Genomic DNA, 22,497 nt, shown 5'->3' with positions numbered 1-22,497 from the left:
TCGTTCGCGAGTGCCTCAGGCTTCGTCGTCACCTCGTGCGCCCGCCGCTACAGGACATAACCGCTTCATGAAAGAGACGATCATCTCCCTGCTCGAGAACGCCCTCGACACGCTCAAGCAGCAGGGCACGCTGCCCGCCGACACCGCGCCGACCATCAAGGTCGACCCGACCAAGGACAAGGCCCACGGCGACTACGCCAGCAACCTGGCGCTGATGCTGGCCAAGCCGGCCGGCCGCAAGCCCCGGGAACTGGCCGAGGCGCTGATCGCGGCGCTGCCCGCGAGCGATGCCGTGGAGAAGGTGGAGATCGCCGGCCCCGGCTTCATCAATTTCTTCACCGCCACCGACGCCGCCGCCCAGATCGTGCGCCAGGTGCTCGACGCCGGCGATGCCTTCGGCCGCAGCCTGACCGGGCGCGGACAGAAGGTCCAGGTCGAGTTCGTCTCCGCCAACCCCACCGGGCCGCTGCACGTGGGCCACGGCCGCGGCGCGGCCATCGGCGACTGCATCGCGCGGCTGCTCGAGGCCACCGGCCACGACGTCACCCGCGAGTTCTACTACAACGACGCCGGCGCCCAGATCGCCAACCTGGCGCTGTCGGTGCAGGCCCGCGCCAAGGGCCTCACGCCCGACGACGACGGCTGGCCCGAGGACGGCTACCGCGGCGACTACATCGTCGAGGTGGCCAACGACTACCTGGCCGGCGAGACGGTGCATGCCGACGATCGCCACGTCGTCGCCAAGGCCGACCCCGAGGATCTCAACGCCATCCGCGAGTTCGCCGTGGCCTGGCTGCGCCGCGAGCAGGACCTGGACCTCAAGGCCTTCGGCGTCTCCTTCGACGTCTATTTCCTCGAGTCCTCGCTCTACCGCGAGGGCAAGGTCGAGGAGGTGGTCCAGCGCCTGATCGAGAAGGGCCACACCTACGAGCAGGACGGCGCGCTGTGGCTGCGCACCACCGATTTCGGCGACGACAAGGATCGGGTGATGCGCAAGTCCGACGGCAGCTACACCTATTTCCTGCCCGACGTGGCCTACCACCTGAACAAGTGGCAGCGCGGCTTCGAGAGCGTGATCAACGAGCAGGGCGCCGATCACCACTCCACCGTGACCCGGGTACGCGCCGGCCTGCAGGCGCTGGAGGCAGGCATTCCCCAGGGTTGGCCCGACTACGTGCTGCACCAGATGGTGATGGTGACCCGCTCCGGCGTGGAGGTGAAGCTCTCCAAGCGCGCCGGCAGCTACGTCACCGTGCGCGACCTGATCGACGAGGTCGGCCGCGACGCCACGCGCTTCTTCCTCGCCGCGCGCCGCGCCGACTCGCAGCTCACCTTCGACATCGACCTGGCCCGCTCGCAGTCCAACGACAACCCGGTCTACTACGTGCAGTACGCCCACGCCCGGGTCTGCAGCATGCTGCGCAAGGCCCAGGCGCAGGGACTCGGCTTCGACCACGACCTGGCGATGGTCAGCCTGGCGAGGCTCGAGGAGGACCAGGAGAAGGCGGTGATGAACCGGCTGGCGCGCTTCCCCGAGGTGGTCGATCACGCCGCGGCGTCGCGCGAACCGCAACAGGTGGCCCAGTACCTGCTCGACCTCGCCGCCGAGTTCCACTCCTGCTACAACGCGGTGAAGGTCATGGTCGACGACGACGAGCGGCGCAACGCCCGCCTGGCGCTGGGCCTGGCCACGCGCCAGGTGCTGCGCAACGGCCTCGACCTGCTGGGCGTCAGCGCCCCGGAGGAGATGTAGACCATGGCCGCCCGTCGCACGCCCAAGAAACGTGGCGCCACCACCAGCCGCAAGCGCGCTCCCGCCCGGCGCCAGGGCTTCCGCCTGCCCGGCTGGCTGTGGGGGCTGGGCGGCATCGTCGCGGGCTTCCTGCTGGCCCAGCACCAGCACGGTACCGCACCGTGGCAGGCGGGCAGCGACTCGCCGCTGGCCAAGCTGCTCCCGCGCCCCCCCACGGAGGTGAGCGAACCCGCGCCGACCGTCGAACCGCGTGAGCCGCCCATGCCCACCTTCGAGTTCTACACCCTGCTCCCCGAGGAAGTCGTGGCGCCCCAGGAGGTCGCCTCGACCGCCTCGCCGCCCGAGCCGACGGTCGAGGTGCCGCCGCCCATCGACGCCAACGCCGCCAGCGAGTCGACGCCGGCCGAGGACCCCATCGCCCAGGTGATCGCCGCCAATCAGCGCGACGAGGTGAACGCCACCCCCGCCAGCGAAGCGGAGGCGACGGCGGGCACACGCTACATGCTGCAGGCGGCCTCGTTTCGCCAGCCGGAGGATGCCGAGCAGCTGCGCGAGCGCCTGCGCAACCTGAGCCTGGTGGCCCAGGTCAGCCAGGTGCAGTCCGCCGACGGCGAGACCTGGCACCGGGTGATGGTGGGGCCCTACGACGACACCCGGGAACTCAACCGCGCCGAGGACCTGATGACCACCCAGGGGATCACGCCGCTGCGCCACCGCGCCACCAACTGAGCGGCGAACGCGCGGACCGACAGCCCACCGGCGCAGCGCCAGACGGGCTGTCGGCGCTTGAATTCGCCTGCCGCCGCCCGCACCTTGCATGGACGTTCCTGTCCGGCCCCCGCGACCCGGGGCGCCGAAAGTCACCGGGAGCCACGGCTCCCCGTTACGGAGTTCTCTCCATGACCACGATCGTTTCCGTTCGCCGCGGTGAGCAGGTTGCCCTGGCCGGCGACGGCCAGGTATCGCTGGGCAATACCGTGATGAAGGGCAACGCCAGCAAGGTGCGCCGCCTCTATCGCGGCCAGGTGCTGGCGGGCTTCGCCGGCGGCACCGCCGACGCCTTCACCCTGTTCGAGCGCTTCGAGGCGCAGCTGGAGAAGTACCAGGGCAACCTGGTCAAGGCGGCCGTGGAGCTGGCCAAGGACTGGCGCACCGACCGCGCCCTGCGCCGGCTCGAGGCGCTGCTCGCCGTGGCGGACAAGAACGCCTCGCTGATCATCACCGGCAACGGCGACGTGGTGGAGCCCGAGCGCGGCATCATCGCCATCGGCTCGGGCGGCAACTTCGCCCTGGCGGCGGCCCGGGCGCTGCTCGAGAACACCGATCTCTCGGCCAGGGAGATCACCGAGAAGTCGCTCGATATCGCCGCCGACATCTGCGTGTTCACCAACCACCACGTCACCCTCGAAACGCTCTGAAGGCCGCCACCATGTCCCACATGACCCCCCGCGAGATCGTCCATGCCCTGGATCAGTACATCGTCGGCCAGCAGGATGCCAAGCGCGCCGTCGCCATCGCCCTGCGCAACCGCTGGCGGCGCATGCAGCTCGACGACGACCTGCGCCCCGAGGTGACGCCCAAGAATATCCTCATGATCGGCCCCACCGGGGTGGGCAAGACCGAGATCGCCCGGCGCCTGGCCAAGCTCGCCCGCGCCCCCTTCATCAAGGTCGAGGCGACCAAGTTCACCGAGGTGGGCTACGTCGGCCGCGACGTCGAGTCGATCATCCGCGACCTCACCGAGGCCGCCATCAAGCTGGTGCGCGAGCAGGCCAAGGACGAGGTCCGCCACCGCGCCGAGGACGCCGCCGAGGACCGCATCCTCGACGCCCTGCTGCCGCCACCCCGCGGCCAGGAGGACAGCCCCCGCAGCGACAGCTCGACGCGCCAGATCTTCCGCAAGAAGCTGCGCGAGGGCGACCTCGACGACAAGGAGATCGACATCGAGATCACCCCCCAGGGGCCGGGCATCGACATCATGACCCCGCCGGGCATGGAGGAGATGACCAGCCAGCTGCAGAGCCTGTTCTCCAACATGGGCCGCCACAAGACCGAGACCCGCCGGGTCAAGGTCAAGGACGCCTTCGCCCTGCTGCGCGACGAGGAGGCCGCCAAGCTGGTCAACGAGGAGGAGATCAAGCACCGCGCCATCGACGCCGTGGAGCAGAACGGCATCGTCTTCCTCGACGAGATCGACAAGGTGGCCAAGGGCAGCGGCCAGTCGAGCGGCGGCGAGGTCTCCCGCGAGGGGGTGCAGCGCGACCTGCTGCCGCTGATCGAGGGCTCCACGGTGTCCACCAAGTACGGCATGGTCAAGACCGACCACATCCTGTTCATCGCCTCCGGCGCCTTCCACCTGTCGCGCCCCTCCGACCTGATCCCCGAACTGCAGGGGCGACTGCCGATCCGTGTCGAGCTCGAGGCGCTGACGCCGGAGGACTTCAAGCGCATCCTCACCGAGCCCTCCGCCGCCCTGACCAAGCAGTACAAGGCGCTGCTGGCCACCGAGGGGCTCGAAGTCGAGTTCACCGAGGACGGCATCGAGCGCATCGCCGAGATTGCCTGGAAGGTCAACGAGGGCACCGAGAACATCGGTGCGCGGCGCCTGCACACGGTGATGGAGCGGCTGCTGGAAGACGCCTCGTTCAAGGGCGCCGACTTCGGCAGCCCCTTGTCGATCGACGCCGCCTACGTCGACTCACAGCTCGGCGAGCTGGCCATGGACGAGGACCTGTCGCGGTATATTCTGTAAGCCATGTGCTACGGGCTTCGGGCCACGAGCCGCTCGAAGCTCGAAGCTCGAAGCTCGAAGCTCGAAGCTCGAAGCTCGAAGCTCGAAGCTCGAAGCTCGAAGCTCGAAGCTCGAAGCTCGAAGTCAGGAGTCTGTCATGACCGCCCCCATCCCCAGCAAGATCCACTACCACAAGAAGGCCCGCGAGCTGGAGCTCACCTACGCCGGTGGCGAGAGCCACCGCCTGCCGGTCGAGTACCTGCGGGTCTACTCGCCCTCCGCCGAGGTGCGCGGCCATCATCCCAGCCAGGCCGTGCTGCAGGTGGGCAAGAAGCACGTCGGCCTCAAGAACATCGAGCCGGTGGGCCGCTACGCCGTCAAGCTCGCCTTCGACGACGGCCACGACAGCGGCCTCTACAGCTGGGACTACCTTCACGAGCTGATCGAGCACCGCGAGGCATACTGGGCCGACTATATCGCGCGCCTGGAGAAGGCCGGCGCCAGCCGGGAACCGCTGGGCATCGAGATCAAGCAGCTATAGCCGTCGCACGCCGAAGTTCTCGCGACGAGCGCTCAAGTCCGACAGGCGGCCAGCAGGTCAAAGACAAGCGCGCCGGGGGAAGGCTACAATGTGGCGCACCAAGAGGCCCTGCCCTCACCTTTCCGCAGCGATTCGGGAGCCCTTCACGCATGAGCCCTCACTCCACCCCCGGGGACCAGCGCACCACGCATTTCGGCTACCAGGAAGTGCCGGTCGAGGAAAAGGCCTCTCGCGTGGCCGACGTCTTCCACTCCGTGGCGGCGCGCTACGACGTCATGAACGACCTGATGTCGTTCGGCATCCACCGGCTGTGGAAACGCCTCACCATCGAGCGCAGCGGCGTGCGCCCCGGCCATAGCGTACTCGACATCGCCGGCGGCACCGGCGACCTGACGCTCAAGTTCTCACGCATGGTCGGCCCCCGCGGTCGCGTGGTCCTGGCCGACATCAACGCCTCGATGCTGCGGGTCGGCCGCGACAAGCTGCTCGACAACGGTGTCGGCGGCAACGTCGAGTACGTGCAGGCCAACGCCGAGTGCCTGCCGTTCCCGGCCAACAGCTTCGACTGCATCACCATCGCCTTCGGCCTGCGCAACGTCACCGACAAGGACGCCGCGCTGCGCTCCATGGCCCGCGTGCTCAAGCCAGGCGGCCGGCTGCTGGTGCTGGAGTTCTCCAAGCCCAACAACCCCGTGCTGACCCGCGCCTACGACGAGTACTCCTTCCGCCTGCTGCCCAGGATGGGCCAGATGGTGGCGGGCGATGCCGACAGCTACCGCTACCTGGCCGAATCGATCCGCATGCATCCCGACCAGGAGACGCTCAAGGCGATGATGGAGGCGGCGGGGCTGGAGCGGGTCGAGTACACCAACCTGACCGGGGGCATCGTCGCCCTGCATCGCGGCATCAAGCTCTGAGGTCCCGATGACGCTGACCCCGCCCCTGCTGCTGGCAGGCATCGAGCGCACCCTCAACGCCCTGCTCGCCCGCGACCTGGCCGCCCCTTCGCGCCTGGCGCGGCTGGCCGGCAGCCGCTTGCTGCTGCGCCTGGAACCCCCCACCCTGACGCTGCTGCTGAGCTTCCATGCCCACGGGGTCGACCTGATGCGCCAGGACGAACCCGACGAAAACGCCGCCGACGCCGTGGTCGAGCTCGACACCGAGGCCCTCGTCGAGCTGCTCGGCGGCGAGCCGATGGAGCGGCTGATGTTTCGCGGCCGCCTGGCGGTTCGCGGTCGGGTCCACCTGCTCGAGGAGGTCCGCGAGCTGTTCTTCGACCTCGACATCGACTGGGAGGCGGAGCTCGCCCGCTGGCTCGGCGAGGTGCCCGCCCACAGCCTGGCCGAAGGGCTCAGGCGCATGGTCCGCTGGGGACTGCGCGCCCAGCAGGAGCTGCGCGCCGACATCGCCGAGTACGTGTTCGAGGAGGCGCGCCTGCTGCCCGGACGGCACCAGTTCGAGGCCCTGCGCGACCACCTCACCGAACTGGAAGTGGCCGCCGACCGCCTCGACGCCCGCCTGGCCCGGCTGCGCCGTCGACTGGAACACGAGGCCACGCCATGATGGGGCTCCGCCTGCTGCGCATCATCTGGGTGATCACCCGCTACCGCCTCGATACCCTGCTGCCGCTAAAGCGCCTGCCGTGGTGGCTGCGCCTGGCGTTCCTGCTCTCGCCGCTGCGCCTGGTGCCGGTTGGCCGGCGCACGGGCGGCGCGCGCCTGCGCCTGGCGCTCGAGTCGCTGGGCCCGATCTTCGTCAAGTTCGGCCAGCTGCTCTCGACCCGCCGCGACCTGCTGCCCGAGGAGATCGCCGACGAGCTGCGCCGCCTGCAGGACCAGGTCCCCCCCTTCCCCGGCGAAGACGCCAGGGCGCTGGTCGAGACCGAGCTGCGCATGCCCCTCGACCTCGCCTTTGCCCACTTCGAGGCCGAGCCGCTCGCCTCGGCCTCGATCGCCCAGGTGCACGCCGCCCGCCTGCACAGCGGCGAGGACGTGGTGGTCAAGATCATCCGCCCCGCCATCGACCGCGTGATGCGCCAGGACATGGCCCTGATGTACCGCGTGGCCGGTCTGCTGAGCCTGATTCCCGAGGCACGCCGCCTGCGCCCGGTGGAAGTGGTACGCGACTACGAGGCCACCCTGTTCGACGAGCTCGACCTGCACAAGGAGGCGGCCAACACCTCGCAGCTCAAGCGCAACTTCAAGGATTCGCCGCTGCTCCACGTACCCACCGTCCACTGGTCGCATACCCGCCGCCGGGTCATGGTGCAGGAGCGCATCCACGGCATCCCGGTGGCCGACATCGCCGCGCTGCGCGCCCAGGGCACCGATCTCAAGCGGCTCGCCGAGCGCGGCGTGGAGATCTTCTTCACCCAGGTGTTCCGCGACAACTTCTTCCATGCCGACATGCACCCGGGCAACATCTTCGTTTCCCGCGAGCACCCCCACGATCCCCAGTACATCGCCATCGACTGCGGCATCGTCGGCAGCCTCACCCGCGAGGACCAGGACTACCTGGCGCGCAACCTGCTCGCCTTCTTCCACCAGGATTACTACGAGGTCGCCGCGCTGCACATCGAGTCGGGCTGGGTCGGCGAGGACACCCGCGCCAACGAATTCGCCGCCGCCATCCGCACGGTGTGCGAGCCGATCCTGGAGAAGCCGCTCAAGGACATCTCCTTCGGCCAGGTGCTGCTCGGGCTGTTCCAGACCGCACGCCGCTTCAACATGGAGGTACAGCCGCAACTGGTGCTGCTGCAGAAGACCCTGCTCAACATCGAGGGCCTGGGGCGCCAGCTCTATCCCGACCTCGACCTGTGGAGCACCGCCAAGCCCTACCTGGAGCGCTGGATGCACGAGCGCGCCGGGGCGGTAGGGCTGTGGGAATCGCTCAAGCGCCAGGCGCCGGAGCTGTCGCGCCAGCTGCCCGAGCTGCCCTCGGTGGCCCACCAGGCGCTCAGCCGCATCGAGCACGAGCATCGCCAGCGTCGCCGCCAGGCCCAGGCCCTGGGTGACATCCAGCACCAGCTGCGCGAGAAGCGGCGCAGCTGGCGCCGGCTGCGCCTGGGCCTGCTGCTCGCCGGCCTGGCGCTGGCCTGGCAGCCGCTGGCCGAATGGAGCGCCAACCAACCCTGGCCGCTGCTGCTGATGGCCGGGCTGGGCCTGGCGCTGCTGGCCTGGCAATGATCTTGACCTATCGCAATCGGAGCCGCCCGCATGCGTGATATTCTCGATGAACTCTTCGACGTTGTGAGCCAACGACGCAGCGCCGATCCCGACGAATCCTACGTAGCCGCCTTGCACGACAAGGGGCTGAACAAGATACTCGAGAAGGTCGGCGAGGAAGCCACGGAGACCCTGCTGGCGGCCAAGGACGCCGAGACCGGTGGCGACGCCGAACGCAAGGCACTTGTCGCCGAAACCGCCGACCTGTGGTTTCATAGCCTGGTGATGCTGTCGCATCTCGGTCTCGACCACCGGGACGTGCTTGACGAGCTGGCCCGTCGTTTCGGAATTTCCGGGCACGAAGAGAAGGCCGCAAGGTCAAAGTGAACATTGTCTTCCGGATTCGCCGGAAACCCGACTCAGAGGTAACCCTTCATGTTAGGTGGCATCAGTATCTGGCAACTGCTGATCGTACTCGGCATCATCATCCTGATCTTCGGCACCAAGAAGCTGCGCAACGTCGGCTCCGACCTGGGCGGCGCGGTCAAGGGCTTCAAGCAGGCCGTCAACGAGGAAGACAAGGCGGGCAAGGACGACCAGCCGCAGGCCAAGGTGACCCACGAAGAGCAGCCCAACACGTATGACGTTCGCGCCGAGGAAAAGAAGGCGGCGGACAGCGTCGAGGAACGGGAAGAGCGCAAGTAAGCCTCCATGTTCGATATCGGCTTCCTCGAACTCCTGGTCCTCGGGATCGTGGGTCTGCTCGTGCTCGGCCCGGAGCGCCTGCCCAAGGCGGCGCGCACCGTGGGGCTGTGGGTCGGCAAGATCAAGCGCACCGTGTCGAGCATGCAGCGAGAGATCAACTCGCAGCTCGAGGCGGAGGAGCTGCGCCAGAAGCTCAAGGAGCAGCAGGCCAAGCTCGACGAGAGCCTGAGCAAGGCCAAGCGCGACGTGGAGAGCATCGCCGACCCCGCTCCGACGCCAGGCCAGGGCGATGCCAAGCGACCCACCTCGGCCGAGGGCGGCGGCGAGGCGCCACCGCCGGCCTCCGCTCGCCTCGACGACGCCCTGGCCGACGCCCGGACTGCCGGCAGCGAGCCCACCCCCTCCGACGATGACAAGGACGCCGCTTCCCGATGAGCGACTCCGACGACAAGCAGGAACTTGGCCAGGCCCCGCTGATCGAGCACCTGATCGAGCTGCGTTCGCGCCTGCTGCGGGCCGTGGTGGCGATCTTCGTGATCTTCCTGGGGCTCTACCCCTTCGCCAACGAGATCTATACCTTCGTGGCGCAGCCGCTGATGGGCATGCTGCCGGAAGGCTCGCAGATGATCGCCACCGAGGTGGCCTCGCCGTTCCTGGCCCCGTTCAAGCTGACCCTGGTGGTGGCGGTGTTCGTCGCCATCCCCTACGTGCTGCACCAGGCCTGGGCCTTCGTCGCCCCCGGGCTGTACGACAACGAGAAGGCCCTGGCGCTGCCGCTGCTGGCGTCCAGCGTGGGGCTGTTCTATGCCGGCGCCGCCTTCGCCTACTACGTCGTCTTCCCGCTGCTGTTCCAGTTCTTCACCCAGACAGGGCCGGAGAACGTGGCGGTGATGACCGACATCAACCAGTACCTCAACTTCGTCCTCAAGCTGTTCTTCGCCTTCGGCGTGGCCTTCGAGATCCCCATCGCCACCTTCCTGCTGATCCTCTCCGGCGCCACCACGGTGGAGAGCCTGACGAAGAAGCGGCCCTACATCATCCTCGGCTGCTTCGTGGTCGGCATGCTGCTGACGCCGCCCGACGTGATCTCCCAGAGCCTGCTGGCCATCCCGATGTACCTGCTCTACGAGGTAGGGATTCTGTTCGGCCGCCTGGTGCGCCGGCGTCGGCAAGACGCAGCGATGTCGGCCGAGGAGCAGGACGACGCCTGAACCGGTCGGCGAGCCATAGCGCAAGCGCCCCCGCTTCCGGCGAAGCGGGGGCGCCTTGCATCGCCGCGATGGGTCACAGATCCATCAGCTCGTCGATGCGCTCGACCAGCTTGAAGATCCCGGTGGCGGCCTCGCCAATGCGGGTGGCGAGCATGTAGGCCGGCGTGGTCACCACGCGGTTCTCGAAATCGACCACGATGTCCTCGACGCCGCAGCTGCGGTGCAGGCCGCCCATCGAGCTGATCGCGCCGGAGACGCCCGGATCGTGACCGATGGTCACGGCGATGCCCGGCCCCAGCAGCTTGGGCACCAGCGCCGGCGCGATGCACATCAGGCCGATGGGCTTGCGCGCCTCGTGGAACGGTGCCAGCGCCTCGACCAGCTCGGGCAGTGGCTCCATGTCGCTGCCGGCCTCGGCGAAGTTGGACAGGTTCTTGGCCGCGCCGAAGCCGCCGGGCAGGATCACCGCGTCGAATTCGTCGGCCTCGAGCTCCTCCAGCGGCGCGATGTTGCCCCGCGCCAGGCGGGCCGACTCGGTCAGCACGTTGCGCGGTTCGCCCTCGGCCACCTCGCCGCTGCGGTGGTCGACCACATGGTGCTGCAGGATGTCCGGCGCGAAGCAGCGATGGCCGATGCCCAACTGATCGAGCCGCAGCAGCGTCAGGGTGGTCTCGTAGATCTCCGAGCCATCCTGCACGCCGCAGCCCGACAGGATGACCGCCACTTGTTTGCTCATGCCCTTCTCCTTGTTGTGAAGGCGCCTCGAACGAAAGGCTCTGCCTCGAATCCCGAAGCCCACACTTTAGAGAGTCGCGACGGGTGCGACAAGGCGCGACTTTCCGCACGGGGCGGCACTGATATACTCGACCCAACGCAATCGAGCGCCGTTGCGCAGTCACCCTTGCCGGGGCCCTGGGAACACGTCATGGCGATTGACGCGACGGGGCCCCACAGCCGGAGTAGAACATCTTGAGTTTCATGACCACGCGCCAGTTCCCCGCCACGCGCATGCGACGCATGCGCCGCGACGACTTCTCGCGCCGCCTGATGCGCGAGTCGACCCTGACCGCCGCCGACCTGATCTGGCCGGTGTTCGTGCTCGATGGCGAGCAACGACGCGAGGCCGTGCCCTCGATGCCGGGGGTGGAGCGGCTGTCGCTGGACCTGCTGATCGAGGAGGCGCGCGAGGCCCGCGACCTCGGCATTCCCGCCCTGGCCCTGTTCCCGGTGGTGGAACAGGCGCTGAAGAGCGAGCTCGCCGAGGAGGCCTACAACGCCAACGGCCTGGTCCAGCGCAGCGTGCGCGCGCTGAAGGCCGCCGTGCCGGAGCTCGGCATCATCACCGACGTGGCCCTCGACCCCTACACCATCCACGGCCAGGACGGCATCATCGACGACGCCGGCTACGTGCTCAACGACCGCACCGTGGAGACCCTGCTCAAGCAGGCGCTGTCCCATGCCGAGGCCGGCGCCGACGTGGTCGCGCCCTCGGACATGATGGACGGCCGCATCGGCGAGATCCGCCAGGTGCTCGAGCAGGAACACCTGCACAACGTTCGCATCATGGCCTACAGCGCCAAGTACGCCTCGCGCTACTACGGCCCGTTCCGCGACGCGGTGGGCTCGGCCGCCAACCTCGGCAAGGCCGACAAGCGCACCTACCAGATGGACCCGGCCAACAGCGACGAGGCGCTGCACGAGGTGGCGCTGGACCTGGCCGAGGGGGCCGACATGGTGATGGTCAAGCCCGGCATGCCCTATCTGGACGTCGTCAGGCGCGTCAAGGACGAGCTGCGGGTGCCCACCTACGCCTATCAGGTGAGTGGCGAATACGCCATGCACATGGCCGCCTTCGACAACGGCTGGCTCGACGCCGACGCCGTCATCCTCGAATCGCTGACGTGCTTCAAGCGCGCCGGCGCCGATGGCGTGCTGACCTATTTCGCCAAGCGCGCCGCGCGCCTGCTCGCCGGCTAGCCTCGCTTGAAGGCCGCCAGGTCGTGGGGGTCGAAGCCGTCGACCCGGGAAGCCAGCCCGCGCTCCTCGCGCAGCTGGCGGATCCGGGCGCGCTCGCCGAGCAGTTCGGCATCGTCGTCCAGGGTGCGGCCGTTGAACTCGGCCAGTTGGGCCATGCCCTGGTGATAGGCGGTCATCAGGTGAAGGGCGACCGCGTTGCCCTGGTCCATCTCACGACGCAGGGTGGCGAGGTAGCCGCTGAGCCGCGAGAGGTGATGCTTGAGCTGCCAGACGTAGCGCATCTCGCGCATCCACGGGCGCTCGCGCAGCACGGCAAAGGTCAGGCTGGTGGCCAGCAGCCCGAGGAACACCCCGAGCGCATTGAGCCACAGGCTGGAGCCGAAGGTGGCCACCAACAGCTGCGAAAACACCAGGCCGAAGACGATCAGCTGGCCGGCCATGGCCACGCTGATGATCCTGGCCTTGCGACGGTAGGTCTCGGGGTCGTGGTGTTCGAAGGCGAACGGCATGCAGGGCTCCTGTGGCGGCACGATGGCGGGATTATCCCGACATCGCGCGCCGAGGTACAGTCGCCCCCTCGCTCAGCGTAGCCGCTCGGCCGACTCCAGCAGCAGCGCCTCGGTGGCTTCCCAGCCCAGGCAGGGGTCGGTCACCGACACGCCATGGCGCAGCGCACCCGGCGCCAGGGGCTGCTTGCCCTCCTCGAGGTGGCTCTCGAGCATCAACCCCATGAGGGACGTCTCGCCCGCCGCCCGCTGCGCCACCACGTCGCGCAGCACCTCGGCCTGGCGGCGGTGATCCCGGCACGCATTGGCGTGGCTGCAGTCGACCATCAGCCTGGCCGGCAGGCCGGCGCCCTCGAGTACCTCGCGCGCGGCACGGACCGAGGCGCTGTCGTGGTTGGGCCCGCGGTGGCCTCCGCGCAGCACCACGTGGACGTGGGGGTTGCCGGCGGTCTCGCGCAACACGGGGCGCCCCTGGTCGTCGAGGCCGAAATGCTGGTGCGGCTGGGCGGCCGCGCGAAGGGCATCCACCGCCACGCCCACGTCGCCGCTGGTGGCGTTCTTGAAGCCCACCGCCGCGTCCAGGCCGCTGGCCAGTTCGCGATGCAGCTGCGACTCGGTGGTGCGGGCGCCGATGGCGACCCAGGCCAGCAGGTCATCGAGGTAGCCGGCCAGCATCGGCTGCAGCAGCTCGGTGGCCACCGGCAGGCCCAGCGCGGCGATTTCGTGCATCAGGTGACGGGAGAGATGCAGGCCGCGGGCCATGTCGCCGCTGCCGTCCAGGTCGGGATCGTAGGCGAGCCCCTTCCAGCCCACCGTGGTGCGCGGCTTCTCGACGTAGACGCGCATCACCGGCAGCAGGCGATCCTCCACCTTCGGCACCAGCTCGACCAGGCGCCGGGCATACTCCAGCGCCGCCAGGGGGTCATGGATCGAACAGGGACCGACGACCACCAGCAGGCGATCGTCGCGGCCGGCAACGACATTTCGGATGGCGCGGCGCTGGGTCGCGAGGCGTTGCGCCACTCGGGGCGATACGGGCAGGCGCTGGCGCAGTTCGCCGGGCGTCGGCAGGGTCATCCCGACCCGGCTGGCGACGGTGATGGCAGGGTCGCCTTGGCGCGCGTCCAGGCATTCGGCTAGCGATGCGGGGGCATTCATGGTCTCAACTCCGTGGGATCGGCAAACATCGTGTCGTCATGCCACCGGTCATCTCACGGTCGGAGGTGGCGCACTGGACCGACCGCGCGGCGCTAAATCGCCAGCCATAGTCCCAGCCATGATAGGCGTGACGGGCGTGGGCGGCGAAGGTGGCGCGGTACGCGGTCATGGTGCATCTCTCCTGTGGTTGCATTCTAGCGGGCCGAAAACGCGAAACCCCCGGTCGGGTTGCCGACCGGGGGTTTCTGGGGAGGCAACCCGGTTAGGGTGTGCCTGGGTGGCTGTCCTCGCTCAGGACCCGGCCACGGGCACACCGGCACTAAACCAGTACCAGTACTGACCGCCGAAGCCGACACCAGGCGCCGCCGCGCACGGGGCGCGGTTGCAGGCGATGGCTGTCGAGTGTCGGTTCGGTGTCATGGGGGGTCTCCCGTAGTAGTGGTCTCATCGTGCCCGATCCGGGCAGGCTTGGCAAGCGGGGCCGTCAGCCGGTGATCACCTGGTACCAGCCGATCGTCGCCGGCAAGGCCGCCATGCTGACCAGCACCACCAGGCCCAGCACGATCGACAGCAGGCCGCTGTCATCCTTGAAGTCATGGTCGTTCGCCATGTCGACTCCTCTCGAGTTGTCAGGGGGAAGTACCATTCTAGCGAAGGTGGCGGCCGCCATCGACCGGTAGCGTGATGCCGGTGACGTAGCGGTTGTCGAGCAGGTAGCGCAGGCTCTGGTAGATCACCCCGGGGCCGGGCACCATCCCCATCGCCGACTTGGCCCGCGCCTTCTCGGCGTAGGCCTCGTCATCGCCCTCGCCCAGCATGATCAGCGCGGGGGCGATGGCGTTGACCTGGATCTCGGGAGCGTACATCGCCGCGAAGGAGAGCGTCAGGTTGGCCAGCCCCGCCTTGGTCGCGGCATAGGCCGCATGCCGCCTGGAGCCCTTCTGCACCACGTAGTCGGTCATGTGCACGATGTCGCGCTGGGGCTCGCTGCAGGCGTCGAGCAGCTCTCGCCCGTGCAGGTTGATCAGGTAGGGGGCGAGCATGTGCACGCGGAAGAGCCGCTCGAAGTTGGCTCCGGCAGCCTCCCCCTGGGCATCGGGCGCCCAGTCGCTGGCGTTGTGCACGATGGCCCGCAGCGCCGGGGTCACAGCCTTGAGCCGACTGATGAAGTCGAGGATGCCCGTCTCGCTGGCGAAATCCGCCTGCAGGGTGACGATGCCCCGGCGGCGCATGGCCTCGAGCTCGTCTCGTTCGCGGCGGTAGCTGACGATCACCGGGTGGCCGTCGTCCACCAGTCGCTCGGCGCAGTGGCGACCCAGGCGCTGGGCGCCGCCGGTGATCAGGATCGGCGCGGCACTCACCGTACGCCCCCTCGCCGCAGCACGCCGGCGGTGGGCACCAGCGGCCGGCGCGGCGCATAGGCGAAGACGTCGGAGAACACTCGCGACGGCTCGAGCCCCAGCGAGGCCAGCACGTCGACGCAAGCGTAGACCATGCCCGGCGAACCGGACAGGTAGACGTCGTGGCCGCTGACGTCCTCGAGCCCCGTCGCCAGGGCCTGGTCGATGCGTCCCAGGTGGCCCAGGGTGCGCTCGCCCGTCACGGCAGGCTCCGGCCTCACCTCGGTGACCACATGGAAGCGCAGGTTGTCGTGCTGCTCGGCCCAGCTGCGCGGCAGGCTCTCGAGGTAGAGGTCGCGCCGCTCGCGAGCCGCCCACCACAGCTCGATGGGGCGCTCTGGCGCCTCGTGCAGCGAGGCCTCGACGATCGCCTTCATCTGGGCGAAGCCGGTGCCGGCAGCGACCAGCAGCAGCGGCCGCCGGCTGGTGGTATCGAGTACGCAGTCGCCGCCGGGAAGGCGCACCGTCAGGTGATGCGCCACCACGATCATCTCGCGCAGCCGGGCGGAGTTCTCGCGCTCCGGCCAGTGCTGGATGTGCAACTCCAGGGTGCCGTCGCCGGCATGCGCGCTGGCAATGGAGAACGGCACCCAGGTCTCGTCGTCCAGCTTGAGTTCGAGATACTGGCCGGGCGCGTGGGCCATGGCCTCGGCGCGCCCTTCCAGGCGCACACGGAACACGTCGGGGGTCAGGTCCTCCACCGCCGTCACCTGACAGCTCAGGGTCCTCGGGGTCATGCAAGCCTCGTGTCGTCAGGGTGTGGGGGCAGGTCGATGCCCAGCTCGTTCCAGCGTTCGCTGACGCGGGCCTTGACGGCCTCGTCCATGACGATGGGCGTGCCCCATTCTCGCTCGGTCTCGCCGGGCCACTTGCTGGTGGCGTCGAGCCCCATCTTCGAGCCCAGCCCCGCCACCGGCGAGGCGAAGTCGAGGTAGTCGATGGGGGTGTTCTCGACCATCACGGTGTCCCGGGCCGGGTCCATGCGGGTGGTGATGGCCCAGATCACGTCCTTCCAGTCGCGCGCGTCGACGTCGTCGTCGAGCACCACCACGAACTTGGTGTACATGAACTGGCGCAGGAAGCTCCATACCCCCATCATCACGCGCTTGGCGTGCCCCGGGTACTGTTTCTTCATGGTCACCACCGCCATGCGGTAGGAGCAGCCCTCCGGCGGCAGGTAGAAATCGACGATCTCGGGAAACTGCCTGCGCAGGATCGGCACGAACACTTCGTTGAGCGCGAGGCCGAGGATCGCCGGCTCGTCGGGCGGCCGACCGGTGTAGGTCGAGTGGTAGATGGCGTCGCGGCGCAGGGTCATGCGCGTCACCGTGAACACCGGGAACTCGTCGACCTCGTTGTAGTAGCCGGTATGGTCGCCGTAGGGGCCTTCCGGCGCCGTGTCGCCGGGATGGATGAAGCCCTCGAGGATGATCTCGGCCGAGGCCGGTACCTCGAGGTCGGCGTGGCCGCACTTCACCAGCTCGGTGCGCGAGCCGCGCAAGAGCCCGGCGAAGGCGTACTCGGAGAGCGAATCCGGTACCGGGGTCACCGCGCCGAGGATGGTGGCCGGGTCGGCGCCCAGCGCCACCGCCACCGGGAAGGGCTCGCCCGGGTGGGCCTGCTGGAACTCCTGGAAATCCAGCGCGCCGCCGCGGTGCGACAGCCAGCGCATGATCAGGCGGTTCTTCGACAGCTTCTGCTGGCGGTAGATGCCCAGGTTCTGGCGCTTCTTGTGCGGCCCGCGGGTCACCACCAGCGGCCAGGTGACCAGCGGTGCCGCATCGCCGGGCCAGCAGTGCTGGATCGGCAGCCGGTCGAGGTCGACCGCGTCGCCCTCGAGCACCACCTCCTGCACCGGCGCGCTGCGCACCGTCCTCGGCCCCATGCTCATCACCTGCTTGAAGATCGGCAGCTTGTCCCAGGCGTCACGGAAGCCCTTGGGCGGCTCGGGCTCCTTGAGGAAGGCCAGCAGCTCGCCCACCTCGCGCAGCGCCGCGACCGAATCCTGGCCCATGCCCATGGCGACCCGCCTGGGCGTGCCGAACAGGTTGCCCAGCAGCGGCATGTCATGGCCCTTGACGTTCTCGAACAGCAGCGCCGGCCCCCCGGCGCGCAGGGTGCGGTCGCAGATCTCGGTGATCTCGAGGTAGGGGTCCACCTCGGCAGACACCCGTATCAGCTCGCCCTGGGCCTCCAGAGCGGCGATGAAGTCGCGCAGGTCCTTGTACTTCATTCCAATTCTCGTTTCCGGAACGACGAAAGGGGCAGCTTAGCACGCCGCCCCTTTGCGCACCGCCGATCCAGCCTAGCGGCGTTTCATGGCTTCGAAGAACTCAAGGTTGGTCTTGGTATCTTTCAGGCGGTCGATGAGGAACTCGGTGGCCGCGGTATCCTCCATCGGGTTGAGCAGCTTGCGCAGGATCCACATGCGCTGCATCTCGTCCTCGGAGGCGATCAGGTCCTCGCGGCGGGTGCCGGAGCGGCGAATGTTGATTGCGGGGTAGACGCGGCGCTCGGCCAGCTTGCGGTCGAGGTGGGCCTCCATGTTGCCGGTACCCTTGAACTCCTCGAAGATCACCTCGTCCATCTTCGAGCCGGTGTCGACCAGCGCGGTGGCGATGATGGTCAGGCTGCCGCCCTCCTCGATGTTGCGCGCGGCACCGAAGAAGCGCTTGGGCTTCTCCAGGGCGTGAGCGTCGACGCCGCCGGTGAGCACCTTGCCGGAGCTCGGCACCACGGTGTTGTAGGCGCGCGCCAGGCGGGTGATGGAGTCGAGCAGGATGACCACGTCCTTCTTGTGCTCGACCAGGCGCTTGGCCTTCTCGATGACCATCTCGGCGACCTGCACGTGGCGTGCCGGCGGCTCGTCGAAGGTCGAGGCGACCACCTCGCCGCGCACGGTGCGCGACATCTCGGTCACTTCCTCCGGGCGCTCGTCGATCAGCAGCACGATCAGGTGGCACTCGGGGTTGTTGCGCGTGATCGAGGTGGCGATGTTCTGCAGCATCAGCGTCTTGCCCGCCTTCGGCGGCGACACGATCAGGCCGCGCTGGCCCTTGCCGATGGGGGCGGTGAGGTCGATGATGCGCGCCGTGAGATCCTCGGTGGAACCGTTGCCGATCTCCATGCGCAGCCGCTCCTGGGGGAACAGCGGCGTGAGGTTCTCGAACAGGATCTTGTGCTTGGCGTTTTCCGGCTTGTCGAAGTTGATCTGGCTGACCTTGAGCAGCGCGAAGTAGCGCTCCCCTTCCTTCGGCGGACGAATCTTGCCGGAGATCGAATCCCCCTTGCGCAGGTTGAAGCGACGGATCTGCGACGGCGAGACGTAGATGTCGTCGGGGCCGGCCAGGTAGGAGCTGTCGGCGCTGCGCAGGAAGCCGAAGCCGTCCTGGAGGATTTCCAGGACGCCATCGCCATAGATGTCCTCGCCGCTCTTGGCGTGCTTCTTGAGGATGGCGAAGATGATGTCCTGCTTGCGCGAGCGGGCCAGGTTGTCGATGCCCATCTCGCGGGCGATCTCCAGAAGGTCTGGCACGGATTTTTGCTTGAGTTCGGTAAGATTCATCGGTGCGTTCGGAAGTTGCTCATGTCAGCGTGGCGGCACGGCGGCCGTGGGAATGGTGCGGAGAAAGAACGGTACGCCGCTTGGGTGCGTTCAGAGCCCGGCAAGCTGTCGCTCATGAGCGATGCCCGTCGCGATACGACCACTCTGCGCAAGGGTCGCCGGCACGGTATCGTGTTCGAGGGAGCAGCGCTTCTTGTCGCCTGGAATCTTCGCCTGGTGCATTTCGCGTGCCACCAAGGCAAACGGCACATGACAGAGCGACAAGAAGGGGGCTGACTGACGACTTGATGTTGACCGCGACGCGGACGTCGTGTCTCGGTCGGAAAGCATTCGGAACAGGCGAACGACCCGATGTTAGTCAAGGCCGGCGAGGAACGCAACCCCGCAGATCAACCTGGGGCGATTGACAGGCCGGAGGAGTCGCCGCAACCTTTAGCCATTGACCGTCAGGATGCCTCGATGAACTCACCCACGGAACGGCCCAACCTCGTCAGCGATGCCCCCGACGTGCCCCCGGCGCAGCGCCTGGCCGCGATCGACCTGGGCTCCAACAGCTTTCACCTGCTGGTCGCGCATCATCAGGCTGGCCGGCTTCAGGTCGTGGCCCGACTGGGCGAGAAGGTGCAGCTGGCCGCCGGCCTGGATGCCACCAACCGCCTCGACGAGGCCGCGATGGAACGCGCCATGGCGTGCCTCTCGCGTTTCGCCCCGCTGCTGGATGGTGTGGTTGCCGATCGTCTGCGCGTGGTGGGTACCAGCGCGCTGCGCACGGCGCGCAATCGGCAGTCCTTCGTTGAGCGTGCCGAGGCGCTGCTGGGCTGCCGCGTCGAGGTGATCCCGGGGCACGAGGAAGCGCGCCTGATCTACCTGGGCGCGGCCCACGCCATGGCCGAGAGCGGTCGTCGCCTGGTCGTGGACATCGGCGGGGGCTCCACCGAGTTCATCGTCGGCGAACGTTTGAAGCCGCTGATGCTGGAGAGCCTCGACATCGGCTGCGTGACCCACACCCGGCGCCACTTCGCCGATGGTCACTTGAGCGCGGCGCGCATGGACCAGGCCGAAGCGGACGTACGGGCCCAGCTCGCCCCCCTCCGGGCGAGCTACAGCGAGCTGGGCTGGGACGAGGCCCTGGGTTCCAGCGGCACGATCAAGGCGGCCGCCTCGGTGCTTGCCACCAGCGGCGGCACGCCCGGCGAGATCTGCCGGGCCGGCCTGGCAGAGCTGCGCCAGCGCCTGATCGACTGCGGCCATCTCGAGCGGGTCGCCCTGGAAGGGCTCAAGCCCGATCGCGCGCGCATCTTCCCGGCCGGTGTGGCGATTCTCGCGGCGATCTTCGAGGCGTTCGAGCTGACCACGATGCGCTATGCCGATGGCGCGCTGCGCGAAGGGGTGCTGCACGACATGCTGGCGCGCGAGGCGTCGCGGCCCTGAGCCTTCACTCTTTCCCGACCTCCGCCCGCCAGCCTTCGGCTACCGCCAGCCAGCGCATCGCATCGGGCTGAAGCACCGCCACGGGCGTCTCGCCGTGCCATGCCACCAGCAGCCGCTCCCGCTCCCACGGCGGCACCTCCCTCTCCTGCAGCAGGCGCTTGAGATCGCGACTTCCGCGCCGTGCCAGACGCAGGCTCTCGCCGCCCTGGCGCGGCATGAGGCGCAGCGAAGCCTGGCCGCCCTCCTCGGGCACGAGCTTGACGTCGACGGTCCGCCAAGGGGTCGCCAGGAGGGAGACGCCGTCCCATTCGACCAGCCACGTCGGCGCCAGCGGCGGCCGGCTCGGCAAGAAGTGAAGGTGTCCGCGCCAGATCCTCGCCTCGGCGCCGGCCCAGCTGACCCTCACCCGGGCGTCATGACGGGCATCGAACTGGGCCAGCAGCGCCTCGAGACGCGCCGCGGGCGGCGTGAGCAACTCCAGACGGTGGCAGGCATGTCGCAACAACGCGCGGCGGCGGGCGGGCGACAGCTCCGCGAGCCCCGCCAGCGGCAGCCGGGCGGGGTCGCCGCCAAGGGTCGCCAGATCCTCGGCGGCGCGTTCGGCGATCAACGCCTCGGCCTCGGCAGCGTGGCAAGCGCTGCTCGCCAGCGTCTCGCCCGCCTGAGGCCAGCGTTGCGCCAGCAGCGTCAGCACGCGGCGGCGCAGGAAGTTGCGGTCCAGGGTCTCGTCGGCGTTGGAGGGATCGTCGACCCAGTGCAGCCCGCGCCGCCCGGCCTCGGCCTCGAGCTCGGCCCGCGAGCGGGCGAGCAGGGGGCGCACCAGGCGCCTGCCCTGCCACTCGCGTTCGGACGGCATGCCCGCCAGGCCGCGCACGCCGCTGCCACGCAGGGCGGCGAGCAGGAAGGTCTCGGCCTGGTCGTCGCGGTGCTGGGCCAGCCACAGCGTTTCGCCCGGCGCCACGCGGCGGGCGAAGGCGGCATAGCGCGCCTGGCGCGCGGCGCCCTCGAGCCCCAGCCCGGCGTCGCGCTCGACCGCCACGCGCTCGACGAACAGCGGTACGCCGAGCCGCGAGGCGAGCCGGCGGCAGTGGGTCTCGAAGTCGTCGGCAGCGGCCTGCAGGCCGTGGTGGACGTGCAGCGTACGCAGCGGCCGGGGATGTCGACGGCACGCCGCGGCCGCCAGGGTGAGCAGCAGGCTCGAATCCATCCCGCCGGAGAGCGCCACCCAGACGACACGCCCCGGCGGGGTTTCCGCCAGGGCGTCGTCGATCAGGGCCTGCAGCGAGACTCTCTTATGCCGGTGCGCCATAGCTCATCAGGCGCTCATAGCGCCGTTCGAGGAGCGCCTCGGTCTCCATCGCCTCGAGGCGGTCGAGACTCGCCAGCAGCGCCTCCTTGACCCGTTCCGCCGTGGTCTGGGGATGGCGGTGGGCGCCGCCTAGCGGCTCCTCGATCAGGGTGTCGACGAAACCGAGCTCCTGCAGCCGCTCGGCGGTAATGCCCATGGCCTGGGCGGCGTCGGCGGCCTTCTCGGCGCTCTTCCACAGGATCGAGGCGCAGCCCTCGGGGGAGATCACCGAGTAGGTGGAGTACTGCAGCATGGCCAGCTCGTCGCACACGCCGATGGCCAGCGCCCCGCCGGAGCCGCCCTCGCCCACCACGGTGGAGACGATCGGCGTCTTGAGCCGCGACATCACCGCCAGGTTGTAGGCGATGGCCTCGCTCTGGCCGCGTTCCTCGGCGTCGATGCCGGGATAGGCCCCCGGGGTGTCGATGAAGGTGAGCACCGGCATCCGGAAGCGCTCGGCCATCTCCATCAGGCGACACGCCTTGCGGTAGCCCTCGGGCCGAGGCATGCCGAAGTTGCGCCGCACCTTCTCCTTCACGTCGCGGCCCTTCTGGTGGCCGATGACCATCACCGGACGGTCATCGAGGCGGGCGATGCCGCCGACGATGGCCGGGTCGTCGGCGAAGCGGCGGTCGCCGTGCAATTCGTCGAAGTCGGTGAAGATGTGTTCGAGGTAGTCGAGGGTATAGGGGCGCTGGGGGTGGCGCGAGAGCTGCGACACCTGCCAGGGGCTCAGGTCCTTGAAGATCGAGTCGGTGAGCTTGCGGCTCTTCTCCTCAAGGCGACTGATCTCGTCGCTGAGGTTGAGCTGGCTGTCGGTGCCGACCAGGCGCAGTTCTTCGATCTTGGCCTGGAGTTCGGCGATGGGCTGTTCGAAATCGAGGTAGTTGGGATTCATAGTGGCTGGGCCGCCTTGTCTTTGCTGTCGCCGAGGCATGATGAACGCTGTTCGCCCCGGAAGCCATGAAATCGAGTGTCGGGCATTATCGCACCCTCAACGCCCTACG

At 68.7% G+C, this 22,497-nt stretch carries 24 protein-coding genes; 14 read left to right on the top strand and 10 right to left on the bottom strand.

Going from position 1 to position 22,497, the window contains the following annotated elements; translation table 11 throughout:
* Positions 1-67 precede the first annotated feature (67 nt).
* The 12 genes from argS (at position 68) to tatC (ending at position 10,105) form a co-directional block, all read left to right on the top strand.
* Complete coding sequence (gene argS / locus DIS04_RS06185) at positions 68-1,753, top strand: arginine--tRNA ligase (protein ID WP_111412911.1); 1,686 nt, start codon at positions 68-70, stop codon at positions 1,751-1,753.
* Positions 1,754-1,756: 3 nt separating this feature from the next.
* Complete coding sequence (locus DIS04_RS06180) at positions 1,757-2,482, top strand: SPOR domain-containing protein (protein WP_111412910.1); 726 nt, start codon at positions 1,757-1,759, stop codon at positions 2,480-2,482.
* Between the two features lie 170 nt (positions 2,483-2,652).
* The gene (gene hslV, locus DIS04_RS06175) at positions 2,653-3,171 is read left to right on the top strand and encodes an ATP-dependent protease subunit HslV (protein WP_111412909.1); all 519 of its coding nucleotides are present in this window, start codon (positions 2,653-2,655) and stop codon (positions 3,169-3,171) included.
* A gap of 11 nt (positions 3,172-3,182) precedes the next feature.
* Entirely contained in the window at positions 3,183-4,505 is a 1,323-nt protein-coding gene (gene hslU, locus DIS04_RS06170; RefSeq protein ID WP_111412908.1) for an ATP-dependent protease ATPase subunit HslU, read from the top strand.
* A 136-nt stretch (positions 4,506-4,641) separates the two neighbouring features.
* Complete coding sequence (locus tag DIS04_RS06165; RefSeq protein WP_111412907.1) at positions 4,642-5,025, top strand: gamma-butyrobetaine hydroxylase family protein; 384 nt, start codon at positions 4,642-4,644, stop codon at positions 5,023-5,025.
* A gap of 149 nt (positions 5,026-5,174) precedes the next feature.
* Positions 5,175-5,942, top strand: a complete 768-nt coding sequence (gene ubiE / locus DIS04_RS06160; RefSeq protein ID WP_111412906.1) for a bifunctional demethylmenaquinone methyltransferase/2-methoxy-6-polyprenyl-1,4-benzoquinol methylase UbiE — start codon at positions 5,175-5,177, stop codon at positions 5,940-5,942.
* Between the two features lie 7 nt (positions 5,943-5,949).
* Positions 5,950-6,588, top strand: coding sequence for a ubiquinone biosynthesis accessory factor UbiJ (locus DIS04_RS06155; RefSeq protein ID WP_111412905.1), 639 nt, complete (start codon positions 5,950-5,952; stop codon positions 6,586-6,588).
* The gene (gene ubiB / locus DIS04_RS06150; protein ID WP_111413302.1) at positions 6,588-8,210 is read left to right on the top strand and encodes a ubiquinone biosynthesis regulatory protein kinase UbiB; all 1,623 of its coding nucleotides are present in this window, start codon (positions 6,588-6,590) and stop codon (positions 8,208-8,210) included. The genes DIS04_RS06155 and ubiB overlap by 1 nt, the downstream gene beginning before the upstream one ends.
* Before the next feature lie 30 nt (positions 8,211-8,240).
* Positions 8,241-8,576 carry a phosphoribosyl-ATP diphosphatase gene (locus DIS04_RS06145; RefSeq protein ID WP_111412904.1) on the top strand — a complete coding sequence of 112 codons (336 nt, stop codon included), beginning with the start codon at positions 8,241-8,243 and terminating at the stop codon, positions 8,574-8,576.
* Between the two features lie 48 nt (positions 8,577-8,624).
* Positions 8,625-8,894, top strand: coding sequence for a Sec-independent protein translocase subunit TatA (gene tatA / locus DIS04_RS06140; protein ID WP_111412903.1), 270 nt, complete (start codon positions 8,625-8,627; stop codon positions 8,892-8,894).
* Positions 8,895-8,900: 6 nt separating this feature from the next.
* Positions 8,901-9,329 carry a Sec-independent protein translocase protein TatB gene (gene tatB, locus DIS04_RS06135; RefSeq protein WP_111412902.1) on the top strand — a complete coding sequence of 143 codons (429 nt, stop codon included), beginning with the start codon at positions 8,901-8,903 and terminating at the stop codon, positions 9,327-9,329.
* Positions 9,326-10,105: a twin-arginine translocase subunit TatC gene (gene tatC / locus DIS04_RS06130; protein ID WP_111412901.1), complete on the top strand. Its 780-nt coding sequence runs from the start codon at positions 9,326-9,328 to the stop codon at positions 10,103-10,105. Before tatB ends, tatC begins: the two co-directional genes overlap by 4 nt.
* Before the next feature lie 73 nt (positions 10,106-10,178).
* Here tatC and elbB read toward each other — a convergent pair whose 3' ends face one another.
* The gene (elbB, locus tag DIS04_RS06125) at positions 10,179-10,841 is read right to left on the bottom strand and encodes an isoprenoid biosynthesis glyoxalase ElbB (protein WP_111412900.1); all 663 of its coding nucleotides are present in this window, start codon (positions 10,839-10,841) and stop codon (positions 10,179-10,181) included.
* Between the two features lie 242 nt (positions 10,842-11,083).
* On the opposite strand from elbB, the gene hemB reads away from it, so the two are divergent.
* Entirely contained in the window at positions 11,084-12,082 is a 999-nt protein-coding gene (hemB, locus tag DIS04_RS06120) for a porphobilinogen synthase (RefSeq protein WP_422667696.1), read from the top strand.
* On the opposite strand, the gene DIS04_RS06115 is transcribed toward hemB, so the two are convergent.
* The 7 genes from DIS04_RS06115 to rho form a co-directional block, all read right to left on the bottom strand.
* On the bottom strand, positions 12,079-12,591 hold the full coding sequence (locus tag DIS04_RS06115) for a DUF3087 family protein (protein WP_111412898.1): 513 nt from the start codon (positions 12,589-12,591) through the stop codon (positions 12,079-12,081). The genes hemB and DIS04_RS06115 overlap by 4 nt on opposite strands.
* Positions 12,592-12,663: 72 nt before the next feature.
* A complete protein-coding gene (locus DIS04_RS06110; protein ID WP_111412897.1) occupies positions 12,664-13,746 on the bottom strand; it encodes a 3-deoxy-7-phosphoheptulonate synthase in 1,083 nt (360 codons plus the stop codon).
* A gap of 484 nt (positions 13,747-14,230) precedes the next feature.
* Positions 14,231-14,356, bottom strand: a complete 126-nt coding sequence (locus DIS04_RS20830; RefSeq protein WP_281270172.1) for a hypothetical protein — start codon at positions 14,354-14,356, stop codon at positions 14,231-14,233.
* Between the two features lie 37 nt (positions 14,357-14,393).
* Positions 14,394-15,107 (bottom strand): dihydromonapterin reductase, encoded by a 714-nt coding sequence (gene folM, locus DIS04_RS06105; RefSeq protein WP_111412896.1) that lies wholly within the window; start codon positions 15,105-15,107, stop codon positions 14,394-14,396.
* The gene (locus tag DIS04_RS06100) at positions 15,104-15,883 is read right to left on the bottom strand and encodes an NAD(P)H-flavin reductase (protein WP_111412895.1); all 780 of its coding nucleotides are present in this window, start codon (positions 15,881-15,883) and stop codon (positions 15,104-15,106) included. The genes folM and DIS04_RS06100 overlap by 4 nt, the downstream gene beginning before the upstream one ends.
* Positions 15,880-17,379 (bottom strand): 4-hydroxy-3-polyprenylbenzoate decarboxylase, encoded by a 1,500-nt coding sequence (gene ubiD, locus DIS04_RS06095; RefSeq protein ID WP_111412894.1) that lies wholly within the window; start codon positions 17,377-17,379, stop codon positions 15,880-15,882. The genes DIS04_RS06100 and ubiD overlap by 4 nt, the downstream gene beginning before the upstream one ends.
* Positions 17,380-17,451: 72 nt before the next feature.
* Positions 17,452-18,711 carry a transcription termination factor Rho gene (gene rho / locus DIS04_RS06090; RefSeq protein ID WP_111412893.1) on the bottom strand — a complete coding sequence of 420 codons (1,260 nt, stop codon included), beginning with the start codon at positions 18,709-18,711 and terminating at the stop codon, positions 17,452-17,454.
* A gap of 459 nt (positions 18,712-19,170) precedes the next feature.
* On the opposite strand from rho, the gene DIS04_RS06085 reads away from it, so the two are divergent.
* A complete protein-coding gene (locus tag DIS04_RS06085; protein WP_111412892.1) occupies positions 19,171-20,142 on the top strand; it encodes a Ppx/GppA phosphatase family protein in 972 nt (323 codons plus the stop codon).
* Between the two features lie 4 nt (positions 20,143-20,146).
* On the opposite strand, the gene tilS is transcribed toward DIS04_RS06085, so the two are convergent.
* Positions 20,147-21,451, bottom strand: a complete 1,305-nt coding sequence (gene tilS / locus DIS04_RS06080; RefSeq protein ID WP_111412891.1) for a tRNA lysidine(34) synthetase TilS — start codon at positions 21,449-21,451, stop codon at positions 20,147-20,149.
* Positions 21,435-22,388: an acetyl-CoA carboxylase carboxyl transferase subunit alpha gene (accA, locus tag DIS04_RS06075; RefSeq protein ID WP_111412890.1), complete on the bottom strand. Its 954-nt coding sequence runs from the start codon at positions 22,386-22,388 to the stop codon at positions 21,435-21,437. The genes tilS and accA overlap by 17 nt, the downstream gene beginning before the upstream one ends.
* Between the last annotated feature and the right edge of the window lie 109 nt (positions 22,389-22,497).

Source organism: Billgrantia lactosivorans, assembly GCF_003254665.1.
Lineage (GTDB): Bacteria > Pseudomonadota > Gammaproteobacteria > Pseudomonadales > Halomonadaceae > Halomonas > Halomonas lactosivorans.
Note: the sequence above shows the minus strand (reverse complement) of the source record. Positions and strands in the feature narration are given on the sequence as shown.

What these genes read in the sequence shown, in the direction of transcription:
- argS (WP_111412911.1), top strand. Translation starts at nt 68, where the DNA reads ATGAAAGAGACGATCATCTCCCTGCTCGAGAACGCCCTCGACACGCTC.
- DIS04_RS06180 (WP_111412910.1), top strand. Translation starts at nt 1,757, where the DNA reads ATGGCCGCCCGTCGCACGCCCAAGAAACGTGGCGCCACCACCAGCCGC.
- hslV (WP_111412909.1), top strand. Translation starts at nt 2,653, where the DNA reads ATGACCACGATCGTTTCCGTTCGCCGCGGTGAGCAGGTTGCCCTGGCC.
- hslU (WP_111412908.1), top strand. Translation starts at nt 3,183, where the DNA reads ATGTCCCACATGACCCCCCGCGAGATCGTCCATGCCCTGGATCAGTAC.
- DIS04_RS06165 (WP_111412907.1), top strand. Translation starts at nt 4,642, where the DNA reads ATGACCGCCCCCATCCCCAGCAAGATCCACTACCACAAGAAGGCCCGC.
- ubiE (WP_111412906.1), top strand. Translation starts at nt 5,175, where the DNA reads ATGAGCCCTCACTCCACCCCCGGGGACCAGCGCACCACGCATTTCGGC.
- DIS04_RS06155 (WP_111412905.1), top strand. Translation starts at nt 5,950, where the DNA reads ATGACGCTGACCCCGCCCCTGCTGCTGGCAGGCATCGAGCGCACCCTC.
- ubiB (WP_111413302.1), top strand. Translation starts at nt 6,588, where the DNA reads ATGGGGCTCCGCCTGCTGCGCATCATCTGGGTGATCACCCGCTACCGC.
- DIS04_RS06145 (WP_111412904.1), top strand. Translation starts at nt 8,241, where the DNA reads ATGCGTGATATTCTCGATGAACTCTTCGACGTTGTGAGCCAACGACGC.
- tatA (WP_111412903.1), top strand. Translation starts at nt 8,625, where the DNA reads ATGTTAGGTGGCATCAGTATCTGGCAACTGCTGATCGTACTCGGCATC.
- tatB (WP_111412902.1), top strand. Translation starts at nt 8,901, where the DNA reads ATGTTCGATATCGGCTTCCTCGAACTCCTGGTCCTCGGGATCGTGGGT.
- tatC (WP_111412901.1), top strand. Translation starts at nt 9,326, where the DNA reads ATGAGCGACTCCGACGACAAGCAGGAACTTGGCCAGGCCCCGCTGATC.
- elbB (WP_111412900.1), bottom strand. Translation starts at nt 10,841, where the DNA reads ATGAGCAAACAAGTGGCGGTCATCCTGTCGGGCTGCGGCGTGCAGGAT.
- hemB (WP_422667696.1), top strand. Translation starts at nt 11,084, where the DNA reads ATGACCACGCGCCAGTTCCCCGCCACGCGCATGCGACGCATGCGCCGC.
- DIS04_RS06115 (WP_111412898.1), bottom strand. Translation starts at nt 12,591, where the DNA reads ATGCCGTTCGCCTTCGAACACCACGACCCCGAGACCTACCGTCGCAAG.
- DIS04_RS06110 (WP_111412897.1), bottom strand. Translation starts at nt 13,746, where the DNA reads ATGAATGCCCCCGCATCGCTAGCCGAATGCCTGGACGCGCGCCAAGGC.
- DIS04_RS20830 (WP_281270172.1), bottom strand. Translation starts at nt 14,356, where the DNA reads ATGGCGAACGACCATGACTTCAAGGATGACAGCGGCCTGCTGTCGATC.
- DIS04_RS06100 (WP_111412895.1), bottom strand. Translation starts at nt 15,883, where the DNA reads ATGACCCCGAGGACCCTGAGCTGTCAGGTGACGGCGGTGGAGGACCTG.
- ubiD (WP_111412894.1), bottom strand. Translation starts at nt 17,379, where the DNA reads ATGAAGTACAAGGACCTGCGCGACTTCATCGCCGCTCTGGAGGCCCAG.
- rho (WP_111412893.1), bottom strand. Translation starts at nt 18,711, where the DNA reads ATGAATCTTACCGAACTCAAGCAAAAATCCGTGCCAGACCTTCTGGAG.
- DIS04_RS06085 (WP_111412892.1), top strand. Translation starts at nt 19,171, where the DNA reads ATGAACTCACCCACGGAACGGCCCAACCTCGTCAGCGATGCCCCCGAC.
- tilS (WP_111412891.1), bottom strand. Translation starts at nt 21,451, where the DNA reads ATGGCGCACCGGCATAAGAGAGTCTCGCTGCAGGCCCTGATCGACGAC.
- accA (WP_111412890.1), bottom strand. Translation starts at nt 22,388, where the DNA reads ATGAATCCCAACTACCTCGATTTCGAACAGCCCATCGCCGAACTCCAG.